General features: G+C 39.0%; 23 protein-coding genes. 16 read left to right on the forward strand and 7 right to left on the reverse strand.

Annotated elements, in window-relative coordinates; all coding sequences use genetic code 11:
* Positions 1 to 2 precede the first annotated feature (2 nt).
* Positions 3 to 944, reverse strand: a complete 942-nt coding sequence (locus tag CEQ21_RS15085; protein ID WP_419181618.1) for an aldolase — start codon at positions 942 to 944, stop codon at positions 3 to 5.
* Between the two features lie 68 nt (positions 945 to 1,012).
* Positions 1,013 to 1,204, reverse strand: a complete 192-nt coding sequence (locus tag CEQ21_RS15090) for a hypothetical protein (protein WP_127738312.1) — start codon at positions 1,202 to 1,204, stop codon at positions 1,013 to 1,015.
* Between the two features lie 332 nt (positions 1,205 to 1,536).
* Between CEQ21_RS15090 and CEQ21_RS15095 the strand changes: the two genes are divergently transcribed.
* The 10 genes from CEQ21_RS15095 to CEQ21_RS15140 all read left to right on the forward strand — a co-directional run bounded on the left by CEQ21_RS15095 (position 1,537) and on the right by CEQ21_RS15140 (position 9,957).
* Positions 1,537 to 3,033, forward strand: a complete 1,497-nt coding sequence (locus CEQ21_RS15095; RefSeq protein WP_185765231.1) for a BglG family transcription antiterminator — start codon at positions 1,537 to 1,539, stop codon at positions 3,031 to 3,033.
* Positions 3,034 to 3,063: 30 nt separating this feature from the next.
* Positions 3,064 to 3,540: a PTS sugar transporter subunit IIA gene (locus CEQ21_RS15100; RefSeq protein WP_185765232.1), complete on the forward strand. Its 477-nt coding sequence runs from the start codon at positions 3,064 to 3,066 to the stop codon at positions 3,538 to 3,540.
* Between the two features lie 15 nt (positions 3,541 to 3,555).
* Positions 3,556 to 3,873, forward strand: coding sequence for a PTS fructose transporter subunit IIB (locus CEQ21_RS15105; RefSeq protein WP_127738309.1), 318 nt, complete (start codon positions 3,556 to 3,558; stop codon positions 3,871 to 3,873).
* A 16-nt stretch (positions 3,874 to 3,889) separates the two neighbouring features.
* The gene (locus tag CEQ21_RS15110; RefSeq protein WP_185767287.1) at positions 3,890 to 4,972 is read left to right on the forward strand and encodes a PTS fructose transporter subunit IIC; all 1,083 of its coding nucleotides are present in this window, start codon (positions 3,890 to 3,892) and stop codon (positions 4,970 to 4,972) included.
* 18 nt (positions 4,973 to 4,990) lie between these two features.
* Positions 4,991 to 5,845, forward strand: a complete 855-nt coding sequence (locus CEQ21_RS15115) for a class II fructose-bisphosphate aldolase (RefSeq protein ID WP_185765233.1) — start codon at positions 4,991 to 4,993, stop codon at positions 5,843 to 5,845.
* Between the two features lie 28 nt (positions 5,846 to 5,873).
* Positions 5,874 to 6,773, forward strand: coding sequence for a ketose-bisphosphate aldolase (locus CEQ21_RS15120; protein WP_185765234.1), 900 nt, complete (start codon positions 5,874 to 5,876; stop codon positions 6,771 to 6,773).
* Positions 6,774 to 6,914: 141 nt separating this feature from the next.
* On the forward strand, positions 6,915 to 7,196 hold the full coding sequence (locus tag CEQ21_RS15125) for a hypothetical protein (protein WP_185765235.1): 282 nt from the start codon (positions 6,915 to 6,917) through the stop codon (positions 7,194 to 7,196).
* Positions 7,197 to 7,434: 238 nt separating this feature from the next.
* Entirely contained in the window at positions 7,435 to 7,581 is a 147-nt protein-coding gene (locus CEQ21_RS15130; RefSeq protein ID WP_185765236.1) for a hypothetical protein, read from the forward strand.
* A 528-nt stretch (positions 7,582 to 8,109) separates the two neighbouring features.
* Positions 8,110 to 9,288: a processed acidic surface protein gene (locus CEQ21_RS15135; protein ID WP_185765237.1), complete on the forward strand. Its 1,179-nt coding sequence runs from the start codon at positions 8,110 to 8,112 to the stop codon at positions 9,286 to 9,288.
* Between the two features lie 3 nt (positions 9,289 to 9,291).
* Positions 9,292 to 9,957 (forward strand): class D sortase, encoded by a 666-nt coding sequence (locus CEQ21_RS15140; RefSeq protein WP_185765238.1) that lies wholly within the window; start codon positions 9,292 to 9,294, stop codon positions 9,955 to 9,957.
* Between the two features lie 119 nt (positions 9,958 to 10,076).
* Here CEQ21_RS15140 and CEQ21_RS15145 read toward each other — a convergent pair whose 3' ends face one another.
* Positions 10,077 to 13,151 (reverse strand): Ig-like domain-containing protein, encoded by a 3,075-nt coding sequence (locus CEQ21_RS15145; RefSeq protein ID WP_235907385.1) that lies wholly within the window; start codon positions 13,149 to 13,151, stop codon positions 10,077 to 10,079.
* 282 nt (positions 13,152 to 13,433) lie between these two features.
* Between CEQ21_RS15145 and CEQ21_RS15150 the strand changes: the two genes are divergently transcribed.
* Positions 13,434 to 15,743 (forward strand): hypothetical protein, encoded by a 2,310-nt coding sequence (locus tag CEQ21_RS15150; protein ID WP_185765239.1) that lies wholly within the window; start codon positions 13,434 to 13,436, stop codon positions 15,741 to 15,743.
* 79 nt (positions 15,744 to 15,822) lie between these two features.
* Here CEQ21_RS15150 and CEQ21_RS15155 read toward each other — a convergent pair whose 3' ends face one another.
* The 3 genes from CEQ21_RS15155 to CEQ21_RS15165 all read right to left on the reverse strand — a co-directional run bounded on the left by CEQ21_RS15155 (position 15,823) and on the right by CEQ21_RS15165 (position 17,198).
* Entirely contained in the window at positions 15,823 to 16,245 is a 423-nt protein-coding gene (locus CEQ21_RS15155; protein ID WP_185765240.1) for a hypothetical protein, read from the reverse strand.
* A gap of 65 nt (positions 16,246 to 16,310) precedes the next feature.
* Positions 16,311 to 16,793, reverse strand: coding sequence for a competence protein ComK (locus CEQ21_RS15160; RefSeq protein ID WP_185765241.1), 483 nt, complete (start codon positions 16,791 to 16,793; stop codon positions 16,311 to 16,313).
* 159 nt (positions 16,794 to 16,952) lie between these two features.
* On the reverse strand, positions 16,953 to 17,198 hold the full coding sequence (locus tag CEQ21_RS15165) for a helix-turn-helix domain-containing protein (RefSeq protein ID WP_185765242.1): 246 nt from the start codon (positions 17,196 to 17,198) through the stop codon (positions 16,953 to 16,955).
* Between the two features lie 332 nt (positions 17,199 to 17,530).
* Between CEQ21_RS15165 and CEQ21_RS15170 the strand changes: the two genes are divergently transcribed.
* Positions 17,531 to 18,328, forward strand: a complete 798-nt coding sequence (locus CEQ21_RS15170) for a hypothetical protein (RefSeq protein WP_185765243.1) — start codon at positions 17,531 to 17,533, stop codon at positions 18,326 to 18,328.
* 37 nt (positions 18,329 to 18,365) lie between these two features.
* Here CEQ21_RS15170 and CEQ21_RS27265 read toward each other — a convergent pair whose 3' ends face one another.
* Positions 18,366 to 18,494, reverse strand: coding sequence for a hypothetical protein (locus CEQ21_RS27265; protein ID WP_268878991.1), 129 nt, complete (start codon positions 18,492 to 18,494; stop codon positions 18,366 to 18,368).
* A 349-nt stretch (positions 18,495 to 18,843) separates the two neighbouring features.
* Here CEQ21_RS27265 and CEQ21_RS15175 point away from each other — a divergent pair, with 349 nt between their 5' ends.
* From CEQ21_RS15175 to CEQ21_RS15190, 4 genes are read left to right on the forward strand one after another with little or no spacing between them, the layout of a single operon-like run.
* A complete protein-coding gene (locus tag CEQ21_RS15175; protein WP_185765244.1) occupies positions 18,844 to 19,821 on the forward strand; it encodes a glycosyltransferase family 2 protein in 978 nt (325 codons plus the stop codon).
* Between the two features lie 30 nt (positions 19,822 to 19,851).
* Positions 19,852 to 20,940, forward strand: coding sequence for a polysaccharide pyruvyl transferase family protein (locus CEQ21_RS15180; RefSeq protein WP_185765245.1), 1,089 nt, complete (start codon positions 19,852 to 19,854; stop codon positions 20,938 to 20,940).
* Between the two features lie 12 nt (positions 20,941 to 20,952).
* The gene (locus tag CEQ21_RS15185; RefSeq protein ID WP_185765246.1) at positions 20,953 to 22,479 is read left to right on the forward strand and encodes a lipopolysaccharide biosynthesis protein; all 1,527 of its coding nucleotides are present in this window, start codon (positions 20,953 to 20,955) and stop codon (positions 22,477 to 22,479) included.
* Positions 22,480 to 22,494: 15 nt separating this feature from the next.
* Positions 22,495 to 23,814 carry a glycosyltransferase family 2 protein gene (locus CEQ21_RS15190; RefSeq protein ID WP_185765247.1) on the forward strand — a complete coding sequence of 440 codons (1,320 nt, stop codon included), beginning with the start codon at positions 22,495 to 22,497 and terminating at the stop codon, positions 23,812 to 23,814.
* Positions 23,815 to 23,906: the final 92 nt, after the last annotated feature.

Genomic DNA, 23,906 nt, shown 5'->3' on the forward strand with positions numbered 1-23,906 from the left:
AGTTAATTAGCAATAACCCTCCCACCAACAATCTCTCCCAAAACACAATCAACCAACTCCCCAACACTAAACCCCAACCCAGGCCTCCGCAGCTGAAAAATATCCACATGATTAATCACCTTCACCGCAGATTGAAAATGCCATTCTCTCAAATACATACCGTCAATAAAGTTATTGCGGTATGTATGGTTAAAGATGGTCTGCAGTCGATCGAGCTTTTGAATTGGCATTAGTGTTATATGGTCTTCCTTTGTTTTTACTAGTTCAAAGATTCCTGCTAGTGGGAGTGGCTTGTCGGAAAATTGGTTTGTGACTGGTACGGCGAATTTTGTTTTTCTGTTGATGAGTGGCTTGTAGTTTGATGAATCATGTCCAAAGTGTGCTAGGCTTTGCTGCCACAGTTTCTGCTGTGGGTATGTCGGTATTACGGATGGTTTGCCTGACTCCTTGGAAAAGGTCAATGGAATGATGTCATCTGTTAACAGGTCATATCCTTCTTCGATAAAGGCAGAGGCTAGTGTTGATTTGCCTGCACCTGAGTGGCCGACTATTGCGTATGCTTTGCCGTCAATAGCAATAGCACTGCCATGGAGAGGGAAGACTTTTCGCTGCATCAGGATGGCCCCCATACAAGATCCTAGTATATAAAGGCGCAGCTGTGATTCTTCTGTTCCTTCCATTGGTGATACGATTATCTTATTGCCGTTTTCTATGTTGTAGATGGCGATATGTGCTAAATGGAACATGATTTGCTGTTTGGATACAAAGAATCGGTTAGAAGGGGTTGAAACAGAATTCCATGCTTCTGTAAGGTTGCCGAATTCAATTTCAATATCAACAGTGTCTAAGGATGAGGGTATGCTTTTTAGTTCTGGTAATGAGATGCTGCTTTTTATAGTAAATCCGAATGCTTTATAATAATTTGCTGTTTCTTTCATGATTATCAACCTCTCTTATTGAAAAATAACAGCCCTTCTTTTAATAAAGAAAAGGGCTGATTCGTAGTTAAAAATTAGGAGTCTAAGATTGGATCGTTGTCAGTGTCATTGCAGTCGTCGTCATCCCAATGCCACCAATCATGCCCGTTTCCATGACCTTTATCCTGTCCATGGCCAGTATTATGATGCCAATTGTCTTTCATATGACCAAAGATTGATCCTAAATCTAAATGCTCTAAAAATGGAATTTCCCACAGTTTTTTCATTTCTTTTCCCCTCCGACTAGAATGCTGAAAAATACGTTATATTCTATTTAAAGAACGAAGTTATAAGGTTTTACTGAATATAACCCTAAAGTGTTCTTTATAAAGAACTTATCATTATTCTAGTAGATACAAGAAAAACTGTCAACTAATCTAACAAAATATTTGTATTTAATCAGATATCTTAATGAAGCTCCTTATTAAAGATAAAGAACTAGTTTACTATATCGAACATCTCCCTCCAATAAGGACACAAAATCCTCACCAAAATTGTAATTGTGTATCCGCTTACACGTTGGTAAGATAAGAGCATAGAAACGAGGTGATGGAAATTCATGAATAAGCGTCAATGTGAAATCATTGATATTTTGCTTGGGGAAAGGAAGTTTGTGACGGCTTCTGAATTGGCAGTGAGGCTGTCTGTGTCGAGGAAAACGATTTATCGTGATATGCAGGATATTGCGGATAATTGCTCTGATTACAGGCTGACGAAGAAGGAGAATAATGGCTATTTGCTTGAGGAAGTGGATAGTGTTTCTCTTAGTGATCAGTTTGAGCATCCTGATGAGAGGCGGCTGGATTTGCTGTTGTTTCTTCTTTCCATCGCTCCTTGTAAGACCTCGATTCAGAAAATATCGGAGCGGTATTTTGTCAGCCAAAGCTCGATTTTGAATGACTTTAAGCATATTGAGAGGAAGCTTGCTCCTTACAAGATCAAGCTATTGCGGACAAATGAAGGAACCTTTATTAATGGTGATCAGTTCTCTCTTTACCGACTGATGGCTGTTATTATTGAAAGCTATTTAACGCAAATAGGTGATCTCTTTTGTCAGTATGATATTCCTGATTCCATTAAGGACATTCAAGTGAGGAACAGCAAACTGGGTGAAATTAAGCAAATTCTCCATGAGTTTCAGGAGGAACAGGACTTGCTGTTGGATCAGCCCTATTATTTAACCTTATTTTGTTCGCTATTAGCTATTGTTGAAAAGCAGACACACCAGCTCCAGCCGTTTCCGAATGAAGAAATGATTTATGAACTAATAGACACCAATTCTGCCATTTATCCGATGACTATCGCATTAGCTAGAAAGCTAGAACGGCAGTATTCCTTCCAATTGAAGCAAAATGAAATGCTGAATCTCTACTATATATTAAAAGCGTATAAGCTCAACTCCCGCTTCCTGCTTAATCAGCAAACAGAGGTTGTCTTGAACAGCCAGGTAATTACCTTGGCAGACCAGCTGATTTTAAGGGTTGCGAAAAACAGCGGCTACCGGTTCACAGAGGACAGGGACTTGCGGGAAAGATTGACGATGCATCTTCACTCCATGGTTTACCGACTTAATCATCAAATTTATATTATTAATCCAATTTTGAAGTCCATTAAATCAAACTTCTCGAATATCTTTCAGCTTGTGAAGTTTTCGGCTAATGAGCTATTGGCAGAAAGCATCTATGATAAGCATTTAACAGATGAAGAGATTGGCTATATTACTCTCTATTTTCAAATTTCCTATGACGACCGCTTTGCAAACCAGATTCCAATTCTAATTGAATGTACGAGTGGAGTTGGCACATCTCATTTGCTGAGTGAAAAAATTAGGAAAAACTTTCCGAATATTCACATTAATAAAATCATCGCTCAAGAGCGCATTAAGCAGTCTGATTATGATGATGTCGAGCTAGTCATTTCAACAGTGAAGCAGCATAGCATCAGCGACAAGCCGACAATTCTTGTCAGTCCAATATTAAATGAAGATGACAAGTACAAGATTGACCAGTTCATTAAGGATTACTACAAAAATCAGGTGATTATCTATAACAGATGATTACGGTACTTAAGTAAAGGGAGGATTACGATGGATGTACAAATGGATGATTTAGATTTTACGAAAGTAGTGACAGAGGATTTAATCAGTCTCGACTTGAAGTCGACGACAAAGATGGGTGTCATTGCTGAATTAACCAACCTGTTATTTGTAAACGGTTGCGTGACAGATGAAGCTGCTTTTATAGAGGATGTTCTTTACAGGGAAAGTGCTGGACCAACTGGTTTAGAGAAGGGCATCGCCATTCCGCACGGCAAATCGGATTCTGTCCAGAAAACGTCGATTGCGATTGGGAGGACAAATAAGGAAATAGAGTGGGAGTCTCTTGACGGAGGGCCAATCAATATTATTATTTTGTTTGCTGTCAAGAATAGCGACAAGACAACAACGCACATAAAGCTGCTGCAAAAGGTTGCTGTGCTCCTTGCTGATGAGGAGAAGATTGAGAAGTTTCAAACAATGCAGACGAAAAGGGAATTCATTGAAATCTTTGCTGAAAACAATTGATAGGAGGAAGAGGTTATGAATATTGTTGGAATTTCTGCTTGTACATCTGGTATCGCTCATACGTATATTGCGAGGGAAAAGCTGATTAAGGCAGGGCAGGAGTTTGGTCATAAGGTCCGGATTGAGACACAAGGGACAATCGGGATTGAAAATGAGCTAACAGCAACGGAGATACAGGAGGCCGATCTTGTTATCATTGCCGCAGACATTAAGGTGAGTGGGAAGGAGCGGTTCAAAGGCAAACGGATTATCGAGGTGCCGACACATATTGCCATAAAAGCGCCAAAGCAGTTATACAAAAAGATTGAAGCTGAATTAAACAAAAACCAGTGAAGGGGTCTTTTCTATGCTGAAAAAACTGCAAATTAAAAAGCATGCATTAACTGCTATATCCTATATGCTTCCATTAGTAGTAGCGTCAGGGCTATTAATTGCCATTGGTAATCTGACAGGCGGGACAGTCATTGAAAATTACCAAGCAGGATTTTCGATTCCGTCTGCTCTTGTCTCCTTAGGTGTTTTGGGAATGGGCTTGCTTGCTCCGGTCATAGCTGGAGCGATTGCCTACTCGATTGCAGATAGACCAGGGATAGCGCCAGGCTTGCTGATGGGTCTTATCGCAAATGCGATTGGTGCTGGGTTCTTGGGTGGTATGCTTGGCGGTTTTATCGTTGGTTACTTTGTTCTTTTCCTGAAGAATAACTTGAAGGTGCCGAGATGGGCAGAGGGACTTATGCCGATGATGATTATTCCGCTCATCTCGAGCCTGGTTGTTGGTCTCCTCATGTTCTTCGTGTTAGGAGTGCCAATCGTTTGGGCGACAGATGGAATGACATCGTTCCTAACGAGCATGCAAGGCTCGATGCGCTTTGTGTTTGGGGCGATATTAGGCGGAATGGCAGCATTTGATTTCGGTGGTCCAGTCAATAAAGTCGCCTCCCTGTTTGCCGATGGTCTGTTACTGGAAGGAATTTACGAGCCAGAGGCAGTCAAAATTTTGGCATCGATGGTGCCGCCATTCGGTGTCACGATTTCATGGGTATTATCTAAAGCTTTGAAAAAGAAAAAATATACGAAGTCAGAAGAGGATAATATAAAAATTGCCTTTCCGATGGGAGTTTGTATGATCACAGAGGGTGTTATCCCGATTGCTGCGGTTGATATTGTCAGAGTAGTTGTTTCCTGTACACTCGGTGCCGCTGTCGGCGGAGGCTTCTCGATGCTGTGGGGTGTGGGCTCGCCTGTGCCATCTGGCGGTATGTTCATCGTACCGGCAATGAATCATCCAATATTGTTCTGTTTGGCATTGCTGATTGGCTCTGTCGTTACGGGCTTGATGCTGTTCTTCTGGAAGAAGGAGCCTGTTGAGAAAGCGGAAGAAACAACAGAGGAAGAGGAAATGGACTTATCTGATATTAAAATCTCATTCTAACTTGGAGGGAAAAAGCTTATGTATGTTTCCATGAAAGGCATGCTTGCGCGTGCCAACAAAGGGAAGTACGCAGTGATGGCTATTAATTGCTTCAACTTAGAGACAGCAAAGGCAGTGATACTTGCTGCTCAAGAATTGCGAGCGCCTGTCATCATTGATTTGCTGCAGGACCATTTGCAGGCACATCTTGGCAGTAACCTGCTGACGCGTCCAATCATTGAAATGGCTCGGAGTGCAAGTGTGGAGGTTGCTGTTAATCTCGATCACGGCAAGGATGTAGGCTTTGTGAAAAGATGCTTAAGAGATGGCTTTTCAAGTGTGATGATGGATGCGTCAGCATACCCCCTCGAACAAAACATCGAGATTACAAAAAGGATGGTTGAGTTTGCCCAAACCTATGATGCTAGTGTAGAAGGGGAAATCGGCAATATCGGCTCTGTTTCCCGCAATAATTTGACTAGTGATGAAATGTATACAGACCCTGATGCAGCGATTGAGTATGCGAGACGGACAGGAATTGACGCACTGGCGATTTCTTATGGCTCAAGCCACGGCGATTATCCAGATGGTTATGTACCGCCATTCCGCTTTGACATTGTCGAGAAAATCAAGGCCGAAACAAATATCCCACTTGTTCTGCACGGCGGGTCAGGCTGTGGGGAAGCTAATATAAAGCAGTCAATAGCGCTTGGCATTAACAAGATTAACGTTGGCTCTGACTTTATGAAGGCACAAGTGAATAGCATTCAAGAATACTTGAAGGGTAATGAAAATGTCGATTATGTTCGCCTTATACAAGGAACAGTCGATGCTGGCAAGGAAATGGTCAAATATTATATCGACCTGGCAGAATCTACAGGAAAATCACTATAAAAAATTCTAAACGGAAAGAGGAGAGACAATGTTAGTTAATATGAAGCAGTTATTAGAAGTGGCACAGGAGCATCAATTTGCGGTGGGAGCCTTTAATGTGGCAGATAGTAATTTCTTAAGAGTTGTTGTCGAAGAGGCAGAGAAGAACAATTCTCCGGCTATTATCGCAGTCCACCCGACAGAGCTTGACTTTACAAAGGATGATTTCTTCCATTATGTGCTTGCTCGAATTAAAAACAGCCATGTCCCATTTGTACTTCATCTCGATCATGGTGACAGTGTGGAAAATATCATGAGAGCAATCCATGTTGGCTTCAGCTCTGTGATGATTGACGGCTCCCTTCTGCCCCTTGAAGAGAATATCAGGATTACAAAGCAAATTGTTGATATTGCCCATCCCCTTGGTGTTTCTGTTGAAGGAGAACTTGGAACAATCGGCAATACTGGCACAACAATCGAAGGCGGTGTGACAGAGGTTATTTACACAAGACCAGAGGATGCTCAGGAATTCGTGAAAAGCACTGGTGTTGACACATTGGCAGTCGCAATCGGTACATGTCACGGCATTTATCCAAAGGATATGAAGCCAGAGCTGCGCATGGATATTTTGCGCCAAATTAAAGAGGTTGTTGATATCCCGCTCGTCCTGCATGGCGGCTCTGCCAATCCAGATGCAGAAATCGCCGAAGCAGTTAAAATCGGTATCCAAAAGGTTAATATCTCGTCTGATTACAAATACGCCTTCTACAAAAAATGTCGTGAAATACTGGCTGAAACGGAGCTGTGGGACCCAAATGCTATATATCCTGATTGCATTGATGCCGCAAAGGAAGTTGTTCAATACAAGATGAACTTGTTCCAATCGATTGATAAAGCGGATGTGTATAGACAAGAGAATGTTCTGGCGTGGAGAACGGCCCAGTTGTAAGAAAATATCATTAATCAAACCTGAAAGCGGACAGTTATTGTGAAGAAACTCACAATAACTGTCTTTTTTTTTCGAGAAAGGCAAAACTCCAAGGCCCTCAACATAAAATGTACTATTAATAACGATTGAGGGTGATGGAAGATGAAAGGCTTTAGCCGTCTCGCAGAGCTTTGGTGGCAGGGCATCACTTTACAGCATGTCTCACATAAAGGAATTATGATACCGTACTTGGCTTTTCTGGTTGTTGCCTTAATGTTTGAATTGTTTTTAGCCGTTCTTATCGTTGTGTCCTGCTTTATCTTCTATGTAAATCACCATTGGCCGGCGACCCCGTTTTATATTGGTGCCGCAATTCTGGCATTGTTAATTGGTATCACCATTTCCTCCGTACTTGCCATTCTTCAGCGGAAAAAAATCACCTAAAAGCAGCAACTAACTCCTCGCACTATATAGCGGCAGTTAGTTGCTGCTTTTTTATTTGTTTGTGCAAGCTACCAGTTTAGCAATCAAGAATTATGGGAAAGAAGAAGGGAATTGGGCACTTTGTTAAAGGAAAGGGCTTACCACAAGATAACGTTCCGCTCGTATCGGGCATATGATATTAAATATTTACTATTAAGACCTGTCTGTTGAAATAAAAAAATGAAAATGGAGCGATCACATGGCTGACAATAAAGACGAATTCAAGACATTATTGCTGAGTGTATACAATAAAGGCAATGAGGGTGCAACAATGAAGGAATTGATGAGCCTGTTAGAGTCTGAATTGGCAAAGTTGAATAGCAATGTAGGGCAACGTATCCGGTAGAGGGTTCCTATGTACTTTTGCGTTACTTGCCTATGCCCAGGATGTATTCTATGTCATTTGGGCGTATTAGGTGCAAATTTTTTTTTGAGAAGCTCCGAGCATTTTTGGGGCTTTTTTTATTGCTCAAGAGTTAGAGTATGCTTGCTTGTTTGAAAGTGTTCGATGCAACTTAAAAGAAGAATTTTCACAGAGTATTGTGCTGGTATGGTAATTTGAAAATGTTCATAGAAAAAAGTACATACTTAGCTAAATATGAAGGTGATTACAAATGATGTCCGATTAAGCAGAAAATGCTAGATTTGGTTAATATCGTTGACTCTGACTAGATTTCCACGCTATTTAAACGAGCGTAATAGAAGTACTCATAAGGTTGATTATGTAAAAAATATACTTTTTTTACTTCGTATGGAACTCTAGTAAAATTGCAACATAAATATTTTATTTTTACAAATTTTTTTTATTCCTATTCCCTTTTTCTGCAAGTATAATAAATTGAATACAAAAATATAGAATATTCAGGGGGAACCAATGAAGCGTTTATTATGTTTATTTACGGCTATTTTGTTGGCGTTAAGCCTTCAGCCTGCTGCTTCATTTGCGATGGGATCTAATGATAAGGATTTCGAAGCATACTTAGCAGAAATAGGCTGGGAGAAACAAGATTATCTTGATTATTTGAAAAGCAAAGATTGGTCTATGAGTGATTTCGAATCTGTTGATGAGTTAGGCACACCGTTAACAGAGGAATCTATTAAGCCAATATTGACAGACTATGATTTAACAAGAGAAGAATTAAATGATCTTCTTATTGAATTTGGTATTATAGAAGAGGGACAAGACGTTTTAGATAGTGAATATGATATCTTCGCTGAGGAACTTTATGAGACTGTAGGCTACTATTTGGAAGAAGACTTTGGTACGCCAATTAATGATGAAAACCTGCAGCAGCTATTGGATGATTATGGCTTTGCATCTGCTGATGAATTAGAAGAATATCTGCAGCAGTTCGATGAGTCTATCGACTACTATGATTATATTGAAGATCTTGACTACACTGTTGACTATTACATCAATGGCGGAGCAGATTTAGAAGCAGAAATGGATGAGCTGTTCCAATCATTAAAGCTGACAGATGCAGAGATGGAAAGACTGTTTGAGCATTTCATGACAGTTTACGAGGAAAATCCTGATTTTGAGGATCAATTATTAGCTTTAAGTGATAGAATGATGGCATTTGCTGAATTTGAATCTGCGGACGAGCTGACAGCAGAGCAAATTGCGGAGCTTTTGAATATTTCTAACGATATGCTTGATATCCTGCAGCTTGATGTGAAATATTATCTTGTTAAAGATGGTGTGAAGCAACCATTATCTATTCAAGCAATGATGACAATGACTTCAACAAATGGAGCAGACCTGCTTATCGAGCTTTACAATAAACAAGGAGATTTCCTTGCTGATGTTATTCTTACTAAAGAATTGTTTGGTTCTGATTTGATTAATGAAACAGGTAAGGACCTTCAAGAAGCAGAAAAGATTGTGAAGGAAGCACCTGTTAAAACAGCTGCAAAAGCTGTTCAAAAAACAGTTAAAGGCGGAAAGCTGCCAAACACTGCATCTGACTACCTGCAAAACACAATGATCGGACTTGTGATTGTTCTTGCTGGTGTTGTATTGTTTAGACGTGTTTGGGTGAAAGGACAGTAAAAAATGCGAGCAGCCAATAAAAACAGAAGAGGAAATAGTCGTAAGCAATGGATTCTTCTTTCATTGACTGCTGCTGTCATATTAATTGGAGTCTGGGTTGCCAGCTCCAATTTTTATCCTTTTTTAAAAGGCTATTTCCTTTATAAGACAGAGCAAGTGAAGGCAGACGATTTGCCAAAGGAAGAAAAAGCAGAAACTCCTCCACAGGAGGAAAAAGAAGAACCAGCTAAAAGCGAACCGCTTTATACAGAAATGCCGGCAGTAGGGGAGAATATGGGGGAGCTCATTATTCCGAAGCTTGATGCTGTGTTGCCGATTATTCACGGAACAGATGAAGACGAGCTGGAAAAGGGTGTTGGTCATTTTGCCGGCAGTGTAATGCCTGGCGAGAATGACAACACTGTTTTGTCGGGACACAGGGATACTGTGTTCAGACGGCTCGGCGAAGTCGGTAAAGGTGATCTGCTGACAGTGAAGACATCTGCTGGTGAATTCACGTATAAAGTGAAAAGGGTAAGGATTGTTGATAAGGACGACCGTACTGTGATTGTGCCAAAGCCAAAAGCAACCTTGACCGTAACAACCTGCTACCCGTTCAACTTTATCGGAGATGCACCAAGGAGATATATCCTTGTTGCCGATTTAGTTGACGAGGAGCTTAATAGCTGATAAAAAAACGAAGCTTCCAGTAGAGAGGCTTCGTTTTTTTTACTGGTATGGGCATTAATCAAACGTTTGTTTAAAATAAAGAAAAAGGCGTTCTGAAGCTGTGTTCAGAATGCCTTTTATTATTTTACTTTGATTGTTCGGTAATTACTTTTGTTGCCTGCCTTGTCTTTTGCGTACAGCTTCAAGGAGGTGCTTTTTTTCTGCTTGCTGATTTTTACAGTATAGGTTCCTTTCGAGTTGACAGAGGCTTTTCCTAAATACTTGCTGCCTCTGTATACATATACAGTCGCATATTTCTCCGCACTGCCAGAGATGCTCGTCGATTTATATGTGACTGTTTTTGCACTTGGTATGCCAGGAGCTGTTTTGTCTGCTACCTTAATCGAAACGGAACTGCTTTTATTATGGGCTGCATCCTCTGCGTACACCGTTAAATACGTGCCAGCCTTTTGTTTGGCTATTTTAACTTTATAGGCGCCCTTACTGTCTGCCGTTGCACTTCCAAGTGTTGTGCTGCCTCTTTTAACATACACCTTTGCCTTTGCTTCTGTTTTGCCTGTCACATAGGTTGTTAAATCACTGATAGAGGTAACACTTGGCTTGCTTGGTGGTGTTTTGTCCAAAACGGTGACAATGGTGTCCTCACTCTTATTGCCAGCTTTATCCGTTGCATTCACATAGAGCTTTGTGCCGGCCTTCTGCTTCGTTATCGGAACTAAATAGCCGCCATTTGCACTAACTGTTCCTTTGGCAATTATCGTATTGCCTGACCGTATTTGTATAATAGAGCCTGCTTCAGCACTGCCAGTCATCGCTGTTGATGTGTCAATAACAGTTAGCACCTTTGGTTTTGCTGGTGGTGTCTGGTCGATAACCGTGACAGTTGTGTCCATTCCCTTATTGCCAGCTTTGTCTGTCGCACTCACATAGAGCTTAACGCCAGCCTTTTGCTTGGAGATCGCTATCTTAAAGGCACCCTTGTCACCTGCTGTGGCTTTTCCGATTGTCGTATAGCCAGAACGGACTTGTACAGTCGCACCTGCCTCAGCGGTTCCTGTAACTGTCGTTTGATTATCACCAACAGAGCTGACATACGGCTTGGCAGGTGCAGTTTTGTCTTGCACAGCAATAACTGTCTCTGAACTGCGGCTGCCCATGGCATTGACCGAATAAACAGCCAGCTTTGTGCCAGCCTTTTGCTTCGGAATTGTTATTTGGAAGATGCCATTGCTTGCTGCTGTTCCACTGCCTATAATGCTGCCATTTGCTGTGATTTTAATCGTGGTGTACGGCTCGGCAATTCCACTTAATTTCGTATCAGTATCTGCTATTGCATAAACAGTTGGTGTCGTCGGTACGGCTGTGCTGCTTCCGCTTGTCAGCATTGTATAGGTTATATCGGCACCCTTTGCGGCTGGTACAACAAAATTTTCTGGCGAGCTTAACGCCATAACAACAGCGCCGCCGCCCTTTAAGGAAAGTGTGCTTGTGTCACTATACAGCTTCACCTTTAGTGCATCAAAAGCAGGTACACCGTTAAAGCCATACGGACCGGAATCCTTCTTTAATACAAGTGCTGCCCGAAAGTTGGTCATAAATTGCCCGAACGATATATTTGGGTCAATATATTTGTGAATGACATCCTCAACAGCTTTGTAGTTGCTGTTTGTGTCTGCAATGATTTCCTTAAAGATGCTGTCACCTTGACCTGCTTGATACTTCAAGTATTGCAGGAACAAGTAGGAGAGGGAATAGTTTGCTAGTGTGTCTCCATAATAATCCCAGTTAAGTAAGGACTGTCCTGCTGTAATGCTCGTGCTTGTATTATAATAATCAATCCTGCTTTGCAGGGCATTCTTTGCGTACATTTGCTCTGCTGCCATCGACATGCCTTCATCAAGCCATGTGTCTAGCTGTGTTTTTCCTTGAACGAACACATTTTGATTGTAGCTGACCATATGCTGGAACTCGTGGGCAAGTGTCATATAGGCTTCAGACACATCTGGTTCGCCGCCGGATTTTTCCATGAGCGGGTACGTATCAAGATAGAAAATCTCTGACTTATTTGAGTTTGTGTAATTATATAAATCAACAGGCGAAAAGTAGCCGGCAACAAAACCGCCTGTGCCATTGAAGCCGTCCTGAATATCAAATGTCAGAATGTTAACCTTTCCATCATTATTAACATCTGATTCGGTCCCAAAATTCGCTGTCACCGTGCTGTGAATGGAATTATCAAATTCCTGCCCAAGCTGTGCAGCCTCCTCAGCTGTTAACTGATTATTGTATACCCATACATTATTGTGTGTGCCGCTGTACAGGAGTTTTGCTGTTAGCTGGTAATTTTGCTCTGTTTCCATATTTGTGACCCAAAAGGATTTACTGTCACCTTCTTCATAGGAGGCAAGAACGGATCTAGTATTTCGTGCTGTTACTTTATCCGCATCCTCTGAATCGAAGGGAATAACATAATCAAGCATATACGCTTCTTTTCCGAGATTTTTGTTAAGTGTATATTCATCATTGTTTATTTCCAATGAACTCGTGCTTTCACTCATATAGGCATTCGTCGATTCATTGCTGATTAAGCTGTAATAGCTTGTCCCGCTGCTGATATCCAACGCTTTTCCTGCATAAAAAGGATTTGTTACTTTAAAGTAAATAGTGTCCGTATAATACAATTCAGACTGGGTCTTGGAGGTGCCAAGCCGAATGTATATGTAGGGACTATCATGATAAAGTGATTTAGGAACACTAATATCGAGATTCATGTTTCCGAATGAGGAAGACATGTCCTTTGAAACGCCTCCAATATATGACATTGCTCCGTTACTGTTCGTATAAAATTCAATTGCCAGGTAAGAGTCCTTTATCGTACTGGCGTTCTGCAGAGAAAGATGCATATCCATCGCGGAGTCCATTGTATCAGATGAAGTTGCACCAATATAAGTAACAGTATTCGTGCTGCCGACACTATCTGTTAAGCTTCCAACAATTGCACCATCTCTTATGAGCGGATAATCCTCAGCACTGTCAAAATCAAAGCTTTTGCTTGTAGCAAGGCGCGGAATCATATTCATGTTCAAGCTTGTGTTAGCAGCCGCCGCTCTCAAGGATGTTTCCTCAGAGGATTGGGCAAAAGCACTACAAGGCACGGAAAAGAGTAAAAAAATCGCAGACACCCCAGAAATCATTTTCCTCAATTGTCATTCATCCTTCCTGAATAAAACCAAATAAAAAACTTGTTTTCTATTCTATCGGAGGTTTTTAAGTAGATTGTAATAGTAAAAGATTCCTGAGTATTGACGAATTTTGTCGGAAAGTTTAACTAGTAAATATTTCCTAGTGGAAATATGATATGAATGGAATCTTTAGGTATTTAGAAGGTATAACAGTGGAAGGGAAATTACTGTTTAGTGTTTTTCTATTACAAAGAGTTAGGTTACTAGAATCTAAAAAAGGGGAGACTGAGGAAATTGAAACAGAGGAATATTTTAGTTGCAATCATACTAGTGCTTGGATTATTGATATTTAGCAAAGGTAATGCTGTACTTGCAGATGCTGGAGATGCCGTGTCTATTAACACAAATCAATCATATAGCAGCACGCTTAAAGATTATGATGATGAGGACTATTATAAAGTCACATTGGCGGAGGATGGAAACATAATTCTATCCATGAACCAGAAGGCTAATGTAAGTTGGTATGCAAGTATTGAAAACAGTAGTGGGGAAGTTCTTGAGGACTTTAATACAGATGACAGTGCGATGGTTTCTGGGGCTGCTTCAAGACAGGTAGGTTTACCAAAAGGCACATATTACATAAAGATAGATAATTATTATAATGCAACAGGCGTAAAATATACTTTTTCTGTACAATTTACTAAAAGTAGCTTTTACGAAAAAGAGAGTAATAACAGTATAACGGCAGCAAATGCAATTGATACAGACAAGATATATAAAGGGACTATCAGAGATTATGATGACAGCGATTTTTATAAATTTACCATTAGTGAAGACGGCAATATTGCGTTGTCAATAAAAAACAAAGCAGGCACAAGCTGGTCTGGGCATATTCAGGACAGCAAAGGCATCATTTATGAAGATTTGAATTCCGATGACAGTGAGTTAGTCGATGGCTATTCAATAACAGAGGTAGGTCTTCCAAAAGGCACGTACTATATTAAACTAAATGGGTATTCATCCTATAGTCATGTTCCTTATGAATTCAAAGTTGGCTATACAAAAAGTAATTTTTATGAAAAAGAAAGTAATAATAATGTGACATCCGCAAATAGTCTTAGTTTAAATCAGACGTATTATGGAAGAATTAGTGAATATGACGATGATGATTTTTATAAATTTACACTTACTAGTGATGGGAAAGTTGTACTTTCTCTAAAAAATTTGGCGGGATCAAGCTGGGAAGCTAAAATTCATAATAGCAAAGGGGAAATTTATCAGACACTGTATTCCGATGACAGTGAATTAGTGGATGGGTATGCTTCTGCCAGTATTGGCCTTCCAAAAGGTACATATTATATAAAAGTGACAAATTACAGCAATACTGTTAATAAGCAATATGAATTGAAAGCTGCATTTACAGGCAGTAATAATTACGAAAAAGAGTTTAACGATAATCTTGCAACAGCTAATTTAATGAATTTAAATCAATTGTATTACGGTAATAGTAATACTTCTTATGATAAAGATATTTATAAATTCACCCTTCCTGCGGACGGTAATATATCGGTCAAGTTAAAGCAGGTTCCAAACATGGAATGGCAGGCAACAGTGCAGAATAGTTCAGGTACAAGCTATGTAGAATTAGAAACAAATGACAGTGAGCTAGCAACAGGATATGCTACGGCAAACAAAATGATGAAAAAAGGTACCTACTATTTAGTAATAGAACGTAATTATGGTGATTACTTTAATGCAGCATATGCAGCGAGTGTAACTCTTCAAACGAGTCCAATAAGTGCCTCCAAGGTGAAGTTAGAGAATAATAAGGGGAAAGACGATAAAATATCAGTATCTGGTCTTGTAAAGGGAGATGTTATCAAGGTCTATAATGCAAGTTCAAAAGGACAGGTAATTGCCCAAAATACAGCAGGCAGCAGCACACTCACGCTTTCTGTTAAGCAAATTGGCTTGAAGTCAGGAAAAGTGTATATTTCTGTAACAAAAGCCGGCATGACAGAAAGCTCTAGAGTTGGTATTTCATATACTGGTGAACAGTCAGATCCACTAAAGACAAGCCAAGTAAAGGTGTATAACAATAAAGGGAAAACTGATGCTGTGAATATAAGCGGTGTGTCTAAGGGAGATACTATCAAAGTGTATAATGCAAGTTCAAAAGGCAAGTTACTTGCAACAAAACAAGTAACTGGAAATTCAGGAAGTATTTCTATCAAGCAGTTAGGAACAAAATCAGGGAAAGTGTATGTAACGATTACGAAAAGCGGCATGAAAGAGAGTGGCAGAACGGCAGTTTCTTATAAAGGAGAGCAGACAACTGCACTTAAATCTGCACAAATCAAAGTGACAAATAATAAAAAGAAAAATGACACTATCGTCGTTAAAGGAATAGCAAAGGGAGATACAATAAAGGTATACAATGCAAGTAAGAACGGGAAATTGCTTGCTTCTGGTACATCAAAGGCAACATCATCTACACTAACAGTTAAACAATTGGGCACAAAATCAGGAAAAGTGTACATTACCATTACAAAAAGCGGTATGACAGAAAGCAGCCGTACTTCTGTAAGTTTCAAAAAAAAATAGTTTTAATAGGTTACGGGCAGAAATTTTGGCTATAAAAACAGAAAAGGAAGAACTGGGAATTTGCGGTTCTTCCTTTTCTTCATCCTGATCTTCTCGTCCGCCCAGCCTTCGCTTTTTTCGTTGATGCTCTCCTAACAGAAAAACGGATAATTCTATATATCACATAGATGGCGAAAAACAGTAGAAACCCGTAAATGCCAACAACTGCATCTTGGAATTCCATATTGCCTCTGCCTGTGATGCCTTGCTGTATTTCGATTGCGAAAACAAGAACTAAGATGAGTGTGAAGGTATAGATGAAGGAAATGCTTGTGATGCTCCATTTGGCGAGCCTTTTGAAGATGAAATGAACAATGAAAAAGGAAAGGATTCCAATGATGCCGATAATCCACAGATGCAAATCCTTATCTGTCGCTTGCAGGCCAAGACGGACGGCTGCATGCATGATTATGTCATGTATTTCGTTCATAATTGCTGCGATAAACCGAATAACATCTGCCATATATTCCTCCTGATTAACACTGATTAATACCATTAATAACTTATTTTATTATTGTTGGCAAGGAATTATGGCGTTAAAGGGGAATCACCGCTTAATGCTTTCACACACATCCATGTTCTGTACATCTGCTTATCAAGAGTATGAGCGGATGCCTTCAGCTGCAATTTTTGGCCATTTTGAAACAAAACCGTCGTCTCTTTATTTGAAACAGAGGCAGCAGCAGAAATATGGTTTACATGGGAGAAAAATATCCAGTGGCAGTCCATTTGGCTTGGAGATTGGGTCGGAAAGGCATAGATGTTTTTGCGCGGGTTGATGGGGATAGGGACTTTCCTTTTTATCCCTGTCAAAAAGGACATCGATGAGCGGCGTCCGTCGTACTCTGCTCCGCCGATTAACGCTGCGTGCTTAATCAGCTCCAGCGGTGTTTTCTTAACGTAGTATTCCTCTTTTCCCTCCATAGCAATTGTGCCGAACTCCAGGTTGTATGCCGGTATAAGGGCAAGCGTTTTTTCACTGATTTCATAATCATTACAAATCTTTTCCATAGCCATACACTCCTTAATTGGGATTAAAGGGAGGTTTGTATGCAGCCGGCTCTTAGAAAGAGAAAAATTTTTTGCGGAAGGTATTCTCTTGTATTTCTTGGATAAAGTAAAAAATACAGGATTAGAGAGGATTTAAAGGGGGAAGGAAGCTCGAAAAGACTAAAACTGTTCCTTGTACTCCTTTTCTGCCTGTATGAAAAGAAAACTAGGATTGATGCCGAGTTCCTTGCATAGCTTATATAGTGTAAAGGATTTTGGGATAGATGTGCCTCGTTCAATTCTGCCGATGAAATTTGGGCTCATGCTTGTCCGCTCTGCAAGCCCTTCAAGGGATAAGCCTTTTTTCATTCTCGCATAGCGGATTTGTTTTCCTAATGAACTCGCAAAAAATTTTTCATTAATCATGTCAAACCTTCTTTTAGCATTATTATCCATTAAAAAAGAAGGCGTTTCCACAACCGAGAGTTAGTGATTTTACATTAATAGTAAATAGTTTGTGGAAAATTAGGAACACACATCTTTTTCATGTAAATCTCATTATGGCAGGTTTCGACATGGACGTCTTCGGCATTTCGCATCATTCTTTAAAAAAAGTTTGTAAGAGGAGAATTTTTCGGAAGGGAAAAAAGAAATAGAGGTCGAAATATTTAGGAGAGCAGTACTTTTTTTAAATTCTTGAAAGGGTGATTTTTATTGTTATTCAATCAGCAAAACTAACCAGTCTAGCTAAAGAATGTTTGGAAAACTACGAACTGAAAAAAGATTTATCTCATGTTGTAAAAACTTCTATGCCTATTTTGTACTTTGGCAATATCAAAAAATATTTTGATTCCCCGATCCGTATTGTTACAGTCGGTTTGAATCCTTCCAAGAAGGAATTCCCTGACCCAGACCCTTTCCTACGCTTTCAGTCAATGAAAAAAGACCAATACTATGATTTCAATCAGCAATATTTGGCTGCCCTAAACGAATACTTCCAAGATAATCCATATAAAGAATGGTTTGATCCAGCCTATGAGCCGTTATTGAACGGTCTTAATGCCAGCTTCTATGGAAGTATGGAAAACACGGCAATTCATACAGATATTTGTTCGTCCCTTGCGACTACTCAAACTTGGGAAACGCTCAGTAAAGAAGAGCAACGCAGCCTAGAGGCTAACAGTGTCCAGCTTTGGCACAAGCTTATTGATTATTTGGAGCCTGATGTTATTCTTCTGTCCGTTGCAGGCGAGCATCTTTCCAAAATCCGCTTTGAAACAATTAATGACTGGGAAACAGTCTATACGACACAAATGGATCGTCCGTATTTACTGAACAGTAAAAGGATCGCCTTAAGCAGTGGCAAGCAGTCATCCATCTATTTCGGACGAGCAGCAGAATTACCGTTCGGTTTCATTTCAAGTGAGACGAAATACTCAATCGGAAAACATTTGAAGAAGCTGACAGAAAGGCAAGAATACAACCCGGCCTTTGGTCAAGCCTATATGTACTCTGCATTGAATATCGACCAAAACGACAGCGAGATTTTTGGGTAAACAAGAAGTAAGCCTCCAAGCTTTGGAGGCTTATTTTTTATTCTTTATCCTTTTTCGCATCAGATTCCTTTTGTTCTTCTTTTAAATTGTTGACCTGATCTTCGACTTTGTTTTCATCAAGTGGACGGTCCACTGTTTTGTCTTTTAAATCATTAGGTTTAACCATTTCGGACAGCCTCCTTTAAAAGTTTGTACTATATATATAGACGCTGTGAAAAAATTTAAACCCATATCTGAAATGTAGGTGTACTGCAAAGCCTGTGTAAATTTCTAAGGAGCCTTTTTAAGGAGATGTTATGGTTATGTGGAAAGAGCAGGAAAAACATTAAAAGCAACAGGAGATTTTTTAATTTAGTGTAAAGAATTATGTTGTTTATACTAAAAAAATTCCATTTCCGTTTTTGCTTTTATTATTATTTGTATAATAGATTGGTAATCAACAAGTAAAGCTTTCTTATGAATGAAACATTGAAAACTCACGAGAATGTACAAGCTAGTGGAGGTTAAAACAATACATGACTAATCCGTTAATAAGCATTATTGTACCGATATATAATGTTGAGGCATATATGGAAAGATGCTTTACTTCTATTAGCAATCAAACGTACCGAAATATTGAAATAATTGCGGTAAATGATGGTTCAACAGATAACTCCTTACGTATTTTAGAGGGGCTTGGGAAAGAGGACGATCGAATACATATTTTACATAAAGAAAATGGCGGGCAGGCAAGTGCCCGCAATCTTGGCATGAGTGTGGCTAATGGTGAGTATTTCCTGTTTGTCGACAGTGACGATTTTATGGACAGCAATGCTGTTCAAGCTTGTGTGGATGCAGTAAACAATCAGCCCTGTGATTTAGTTGTGTTTGACTATTACAAGCATAATAACCAAGGTCAAAATGAGCGGGTTTTCCTCGGCACAGAGCTGCATAACTGCACGACAGCACCTTGGAATAAACTTTATAACAGAAAGCTATGGGAGAAACATCGTTTTCCTGAGGGCTATTGGTATGAGGATCTCGGCATCGTGCCAGTGGTAGTTGCGAACGCTAATAATGTAGTGAAAATTGATAAAGCACTCTATTATTATGACATTTCAAGAGATTCCTCACAGACGAACACGATAAATCCTTTAAAGCTGAAGGATAAGATTGTTATGGTGGAAAATGTGTATCGAGAATTAGAAAAACAAGGGCAGCTTAATAAAAATATTAACAAGGTTGAACAATTGTTTATTGATCATCTTTTAAATGGACTACTATTTAAGCTCATGTATGTGGAGGATATGTCGGTAAGACTGGAAATATCACGCAGTATAAGAAGCGCGATGAATCGCTACTTTCCAAAGTGGAAGGCTTCTGTGAAGCATAGTAATAAGGGCATGAAGAAAATAATGAAAAGAGTCGTTATCCATCAGTATTTGCAGGGGCAGTTTCTGTTAGGAGATATTTTGTTGAAGTATCCGAAGCAAATGAAAAAGAAGAGTATGTAAGGTGGAAAACTGAAAAAACGAGGTGCTTCTTTGAAAAAGGTTTTAATATCAGCATATTTAAACAACAACTTAGGAGATGATTTGTTCGTTAAAATTCTATGTGAAAGATACCCTCAAACTCAATTTTATATTTATGAAAATAAAGCAAAGCTTCGTGCTTTCACAGACATAAACAATTTACATGTTATTTATCCAAATCCGCTTTTTAAGTTGATTGATAAAATTCCGCATAAGCTGTTCAGCAAGTCATTCGTTAGAACAGTAATCGGTATATTTATGGATGCACATGTATGTATCGGCGGCTCTCTTTTTATCGAAAATAACAATTGGAAAACAAAGATAAAAAGAGATAAGGGAAAACTGATAAATAATAAACCTAATTTTTTGTTAGGGTGTAATTTTGGACCATATAAGAAAACGCAGTTCTATGAAAGCTATCAAAACATCTTTTCGAAATATGATGATGTGTGTTTTAGAGATATGCAGTCATATGAGCTGTTTAAGGAGCTGCCAAGTGTCCGCTTAGCGCAAGATGTCGTGTTTAATTTGGATTATCAAGGTGAGGAAACATCTGAGAAAACGGTTGGTATTTCCTTGATAGATGTGAGTAACAGAGACAATTTAGCACCATATAAAGCGGCTTATTTACAAAAGATGAAACAAGTTTGTGAATACTATATTAACAAAAACTATCAAGTAGCTTTATTCTCCTTTTGTAAATATGAAGGCGACGAAACAGCGATAGCTGAATTGTTACAGTTACTTGATACTAAATATAAGCCTAAAGTGAAAGTAGTTCCTTATGAAGACAATTTAGCTTCAGCATTAGCCGAACTGAATAAAGTGGAAATAATGTATGCTACAAGATTTCACTCCATGATTCTTGGCTTTTTATTTAATAAAAAGGTTTTTCCAATCATATACAGTAAAAAAATGACCAATGTTCTGCACGATATTAATTTTCAAGGCAATTATTGTGAGATCAAGGATATAGATAGGCTTGAAATCGAGGAATTGGATCAGTTGGATTATAAAGAGCTCGATATGCAGCATATTATCAAGGATTCCAACCAACAGTTTCGACAGCTTGATAAATACTTAGTGAATGACTGGAACTAAAAAGGAGTCAGTATGAAAGCGAAAAGAAGTCTAATAAATTTAGCCTTTGGATTAATTAGCCAAGGATTAATAATCGCATTAGGTATCTTAATCCCGCGTTTGCTTTTAGTGAATTTTGGTTCTGAGGTGAATGGGTTATTATCCTCCATCGGGCAAATTATTATTTATATGTCTCTTCTAGAAGCAGGGGTTGGCGCCGCCTCCTTGCAAGCTTTATATAAGCATGTGGCAGGCAGCGGTAAAGAAAATATAAATTCTATTCTGTCCGCTACTTCAAGCTACTATAAAAAAACCGGGATTTACTATTTTATCTGTATCATTCTTCTGTCTGTTATTTACCCGCTTTTTATTGATTCATCGATCGATAAAATGACAATCATGTTCGTCATTCTCGTTACGGGGATGGGAGGAGCTATCAATTTCTATTTCCAAGGCACCTTTAAGGTCTTCTTAGTTGCGGAAGGAAAAAGCTATATAGACACCACCATCACAACGCTGATAAATATCGTCATAAGTGGCTTAAAGATAATCTTTATCCTTAAAGGCTATAATATTATCGCGATTCAAACGACACACTTTGTGTTAATGATTGTGCAAATTATCATTTATCAAATTTATATGAAGAGAAATTATAAATGGTTAGATTTAAAGGTAAAGCCTGATTTTGATGCCATTTCACAAAAAAAATCAGTGATGATTCACCAAATCTCTTATTTAATCTTTAATAATACTGATGTTCTTATCCTCACTATCTTTACGAATTTGAAGGTTGTTAGTGTGTATGTGCTGTACAATATGCTATTTTCTGTCCTTGATAAAGTTATCAGCACGGTTAATAGCAGTGTCACATTTGCACTTGGACAAACATTTCATGAAGGCAAGGAAAAGTTCATAAGCTTGTATAATGCGTACGAAGTCTGCTTTATGTCCTTTGTTTTCTCGTTATTTACTGTTGCCTACATTTTCATATTACCGTTTATGGAGCTGTACACACGCGGAATCAAGGATATAAACTATATTGATTTTTGGATTCCAACATTATTTGTCATCATCAAATTATTAGTGAATGCGCGAGCGACTTCTAATAATGTTATAAATATTGCAGGCCATTTCAAAAAGACGCAAAACCGTGCCATATTGGAATGTATCATTAACCTGGTTTTCTCTATCACTCTCGTTCAGTTTCTTGGCATATATGGCGTATTGCTTGGAACGATTGCAGCACTGCTTTATCGCTCAATCGATATCGTTCTTTATGCAAATAAAAAAATTCTCGAACGAAATGCGTGGATGACGTTAAGACGATGGCTCACAAATATTGTGATATTTTTATTCGTTGTAACGGCAGCAAAAATGGCTGATATTTATCCGACTTCTTATGTGAATACGATTATGAGTGCTATTTTAGTTCTAGCTATTTCAGCTGTTATTTTTGTCGTTGTTAATGCACTTCTGGATAGAGAGGTTTATCACTACACAAAAGCTATTGTTGTTAAATTGGTTCAGAAACAGAAACGAAAAAGAGCTGTTTCAACATAAGAGAGGGGGATGTATATGGATTTAGAGCATGAATTAAAACAAGCTGGAGTATTGATTAATAGCTGTTTTCATACTCATTTTAGTGAAATGAGTGCAATAGATAGTGTAACTGATCTTGAAGTATTTCTAACTGAAAAATTAAGCAGTAAGAGCACTTCTTCCCAAACCTATCTCGAGAATTTTATTCGGGTATTATCTGCTCTTTTAAAAGGGAAGCTGTCTGCAGAAGTTTTTCGTTTCTATGTAGAAGCACAATTTTCTATAGAGCGGGAGGATGCCCAACAATTATTCAACCAGATAACCCATTTAAACGTTATTAATGAAGGCTCTTTTCATCAGCGAATTACGTTCCCTGACACCAGCAAGGCTCCAAAAGTGAATGTAATTATCACGACATATAATAGAGAAAGATATTTAGAGCAAGTCATTGATAGCATATTGCAGCAGGATTATTCCAATATTGAACTAATCGTGATAGATGATAACTCAAAGGACGGAACGCATTCGTTAATGGAGCGAAAATACGCTGACGCTTCTAATGTCATTTATATGAGAAATGACAAAAATGAAGGACCTGGCACAAACCGCTTAAAGGCCTTTGTTACACATGGAGATGGCGAGTATATTCTGTTTTTGGACGATGACGACTATCTCATCGATACAAATTATATAAGCAGGGCAGTCGCTTTTCATCAGCACCATCCGCAAGTTTCCTTTGTGGCAGCAAATGTATTTATGGAAAAAACGGGAGTGAGTGAATTAGCTATTTCCGACTTGAAGCTGAGCAGAGTTGTCAGCAAATATGATTACTTCATTAACTTTGAGAAACAAGGCTACCCAAAGCCTGCATCTACCTTAACAACAATCTTTAAGCGCAAGTCTTTAATAGAGATGGATATTTTGAACATGAAAATGGTCAACGATTCTGCCATCTATTTAAGGTCATTACTCGTTGGCGATGCCGGCTTCATCGATACAGTTGCAGGTGTATATAGAATCCACGGCAATAATATTACCTTTAACCTAAAAAGTGATTTTATTATTGAGAACTTAAGAGAAAAGCTGATGATAAAAAATATGGCTGTAAGTCGCTTTAACTATGATGCTGCAGCAGTGGAAGCATGGTTTGGAAGCAGTGTGTATGTCACCATCATGTACTACTTAAAATACTCTGCTAAAACCAAAAGTGATTATACTGCAATGTTTACTTGGACGAAGGTAAACTGTCCCGATATGTATAACAAGCTAAAATACGATGCGATGAAATTTAACGTGATGAGGGGCTTGTCCCGACTGCGGAAATTCGGCCGGAGTGCGGTTGCGCAGAAAAGCTAGCGATTAATTAAAAAAGGACTTACTGTTGTTTCCAAAGCAGCAGTGAGTCCTTTTTTTATGCTTATTAGAGAAATAGAACTAGGTGCTTTTTA

It is taken from the genome of Niallia circulans, from assembly GCF_007273535.1.
In the GTDB taxonomy this organism is placed as follows: Bacteria; Bacillota; Bacilli; order Bacillales; family Cytobacillaceae; genus Niallia; species Niallia circulans_B.

What these genes read in the sequence shown, in the direction of transcription:
- CEQ21_RS15125 (WP_185765235.1), top strand. Translation starts at nt 6,915, where the DNA reads ATGAAAGGCTTTAGCCGTCTCGCAGAGCTTTGGTGGCAGGGCATCACT.
- CEQ21_RS15115 (WP_185765233.1), top strand. Translation starts at nt 4,991, where the DNA reads ATGTATGTTTCCATGAAAGGCATGCTTGCGCGTGCCAACAAAGGGAAG.
- CEQ21_RS15090 (WP_127738312.1), bottom strand. Translation starts at nt 1,204, where the DNA reads ATGAAAAAACTGTGGGAAATTCCATTTTTAGAGCATTTAGATTTAGGA.
- CEQ21_RS15175 (WP_185765244.1), top strand. Translation starts at nt 18,844, where the DNA reads ATGACTAATCCGTTAATAAGCATTATTGTACCGATATATAATGTTGAG.
- CEQ21_RS15140 (WP_185765238.1), top strand. Translation starts at nt 9,292, where the DNA reads ATGCGAGCAGCCAATAAAAACAGAAGAGGAAATAGTCGTAAGCAATGG.
- CEQ21_RS15190 (WP_185765247.1), top strand. Translation starts at nt 22,495, where the DNA reads ATGGATTTAGAGCATGAATTAAAACAAGCTGGAGTATTGATTAATAGC.
- CEQ21_RS27265 (WP_268878991.1), bottom strand. Translation starts at nt 18,494, where the DNA reads ATGGTTAAACCTAATGATTTAAAAGACAAAACAGTGGACCGTCCACTT.
- CEQ21_RS15160 (WP_185765241.1), bottom strand. Translation starts at nt 16,793, where the DNA reads ATGGAAAAGATTTGTAATGATTATGAAATCAGTGAAAAAACGCTTGCC.
- CEQ21_RS15105 (WP_127738309.1), top strand. Translation starts at nt 3,556, where the DNA reads ATGAATATTGTTGGAATTTCTGCTTGTACATCTGGTATCGCTCATACG.
- CEQ21_RS15145 (WP_235907385.1), bottom strand. Translation starts at nt 13,151, where the DNA reads ATGATTTCTGGGGTGTCTGCGATTTTTTTACTCTTTTCCGTGCCTTGT.
- CEQ21_RS15130 (WP_185765236.1), top strand. Translation starts at nt 7,435, where the DNA reads ATGGCTGACAATAAAGACGAATTCAAGACATTATTGCTGAGTGTATAC.
- CEQ21_RS15155 (WP_185765240.1), bottom strand. Translation starts at nt 16,245, where the DNA reads ATGGCAGATGTTATTCGGTTTATCGCAGCAATTATGAACGAAATACAT.
- CEQ21_RS15135 (WP_185765237.1), top strand. Translation starts at nt 8,110, where the DNA reads ATGAAGCGTTTATTATGTTTATTTACGGCTATTTTGTTGGCGTTAAGC.
- CEQ21_RS15100 (WP_185765232.1), top strand. Translation starts at nt 3,064, where the DNA reads ATGGATGTACAAATGGATGATTTAGATTTTACGAAAGTAGTGACAGAG.
- CEQ21_RS15185 (WP_185765246.1), top strand. Translation starts at nt 20,953, where the DNA reads ATGAAAGCGAAAAGAAGTCTAATAAATTTAGCCTTTGGATTAATTAGC.
- CEQ21_RS15165 (WP_185765242.1), bottom strand. Translation starts at nt 17,198, where the DNA reads ATGATTAATGAAAAATTTTTTGCGAGTTCATTAGGAAAACAAATCCGC.
- CEQ21_RS15120 (WP_185765234.1), top strand. Translation starts at nt 5,874, where the DNA reads ATGTTAGTTAATATGAAGCAGTTATTAGAAGTGGCACAGGAGCATCAA.
- CEQ21_RS15095 (WP_185765231.1), top strand. Translation starts at nt 1,537, where the DNA reads ATGAATAAGCGTCAATGTGAAATCATTGATATTTTGCTTGGGGAAAGG.